Origin of the sequence: Streptomyces sp. NPDC005533, assembly GCF_042871845.1 — a bacterium.
In the GTDB taxonomy this organism is placed as follows: domain Bacteria; phylum Actinomycetota; class Actinomycetes; order Streptomycetales; family Streptomycetaceae; genus Streptomyces.
Genome location: NZ_JBIAJH010000170.1, coordinates 1 through 1,718, shown reverse-complemented (window position 1 = coordinate 1,718; position 1,718 = coordinate 1). Strand labels below are relative to the sequence as shown.

At 65.1% G+C, this 1,718-nt stretch carries 2 protein-coding genes and 1 pseudogene; 2 read left to right on the top strand and 1 reads right to left on the bottom strand.

Annotated elements, in window-relative coordinates:
* A pseudogene (locus ACFYP3_RS37700) lies at positions 1-240 on the top strand (protein translocase subunit SecF); the annotation flags it as partial.
* 209 nt (positions 241-449) lie between these two features.
* Here the strand turns inward: ACFYP3_RS37700 and ACFYP3_RS37695 are convergent.
* Positions 450-785, bottom strand: a complete 336-nt coding sequence (locus ACFYP3_RS37695; protein WP_388842630.1) for a polysaccharide deacetylase family protein — start codon at positions 783-785, stop codon at positions 450-452.
* A gap of 685 nt (positions 786-1,470) precedes the next feature.
* Between ACFYP3_RS37695 and ACFYP3_RS37690 the strand changes: the two genes are divergently transcribed.
* Positions 1,471-1,560 carry a hypothetical protein gene (locus tag ACFYP3_RS37690; RefSeq protein WP_388842628.1) on the top strand — a complete coding sequence of 30 codons (90 nt, stop codon included), beginning with the start codon at positions 1,471-1,473 and terminating at the stop codon, positions 1,558-1,560.
* The last annotated feature ends 158 nt before the right edge of the window (positions 1,561-1,718 follow it).

Genomic DNA, 1,718 nt, shown 5'->3' with positions numbered 1-1,718 from the left:
CTCCCGGTCGCCGCGCTGCTGTTCATCGGCGGCGGCTTCCTGGGCGCCGGCATGCTGAACGACATCTCGCTGTCGCTGTTCGTCGGCCTCGCGGCTGGTGCGTACTCCTCGATCTTCATCGCGACCCCGCTGGTCGTGGACCTCAAGGAGCGCGAGCCGGCTATGAAGGCCCTGAAGACGCGAGTGCTCGCCGAGCGGGCGGCCGCGGCGGACCGGGAGAACCTGTCACAGGCCCGCTGAACCCGCTCTGCTCCCACCCCCATCAGCAAGATGAGATGGCTCATCCCCGCAGGTCAGGTGGCACTGGTGCGTCATGATGATCTGCGGCCCGTCTCCTCCCATCTCCTCGCCACTTCGATCCGCACCGGCCGGCCAGGGCAGAGTGAGCCCGCATCTTGCACACCACATCCTTAGGACTGAGCAGAATCAGCCACCGTCACGTCACCCGGTCAGTGAGCTTGTTCAACCCGCCCACCGATCAGGTACCAAATACGGGCGCCCCCCGAGGTTCCCTCGATCATACGTTTAGCCTCAGTGATCTCTCTTCTTTGGTCTTCAACAGGCTCCTGGTCTAACGCTGTGTCGTGGCTAACCGTGTGATCGCATAACCGATGGCCGGCGGCGACGACCCTTTTAACAAGATCGGGATGCGCGCGCGCGTTCGGGCCGGTCATGCAGAACACCGCCTTCGCTCCGTGGTCAGCCAGCAATCGGGGGTCGGGACCGTCGTCCATGGTGAGGTTCACCGCGTTCCCCGCCTCCTCGGACTCGCGCACGATCGCCATGTCGATTGTCAGGGCTAATTCAAAGTCACCGGCTGGCCGCATCGTCGCAGGTCAAGGCGTTGAGCCCAGACGCACCCTCGACGCCGAGTTGATGCCCAGTCAGGCAACGTCATGCAGCGAAGCAACGTTGACCTGCACAGACGGCGACTTGGCCGCGTGTCCGGCTCAACGAGACGAGTCGGCTTGCCACGACTTTGAATCGGCCCTGTGTCGATTGTGGAGGCGGGCGGGACGGGCTCCGCATGGTCGCCGATGCCTGCTGTCCGTTCGACGACGGGTCCAGTTGGGGAGACGACCCAACTCACGATCCATGCGGTCAGTGTCAGGGCAGCGGTGAGCGCCGCTCCCGCGGCCACAGCGCCAGCTGACCTGTGGGTCGTCCGACGGCCCGGCGGGAACTGACGAGTACCACCCGCCCCGGAGATGCCCTCAGCGTCGTGCGCATCTTGTTTCGTCCCATGCCTAGACCCAAACAACTCCGGCGACAAGCGACAGGCCCGTCATCGTTTGCTCACACCCCTCCCGCGGAGGTCAAGCACCTGAGGCGACGCATCACCCTGGCCAACCGCTCCTACCACCTCAGATGCCGGACTTGGTCGGCGTCGGCCCCGACAGCGCTGCCGTCCTGTCTCGACGTGTGTTGCGGTAGTACACCGGGAGCGCGGGCAGGGTCATCAACTGCAAGGTGGGCGTCTCGCTGTACTTGGTCTTGGACCATTCTTCGGCGGCGGTCGACTGGCGGGGGTTCGTGTCAAAGATGTGGGCGCCCGTATAGGTGGAGGTGGAGGCGGACCCGGACGAAGTCGCTCGCCGCCTGCGGTATTCCCGACGGTAACTGGGCACGGGGGGATATGGCGGCTCGCACTGGACATGCTCGGCGGGACCCGATCCTGGGGTATCGAGGTGCCGGTGACCATTGCGGACGCCGGTTAC

Coding starts and splice junctions, on each gene's coding strand:
- ACFYP3_RS37695 (WP_388842630.1), bottom strand. CDS start 785: ATGGCGATCGTGCGCGAGTCCGAGGAGGCGGGGAACGCGGTGAACCTC.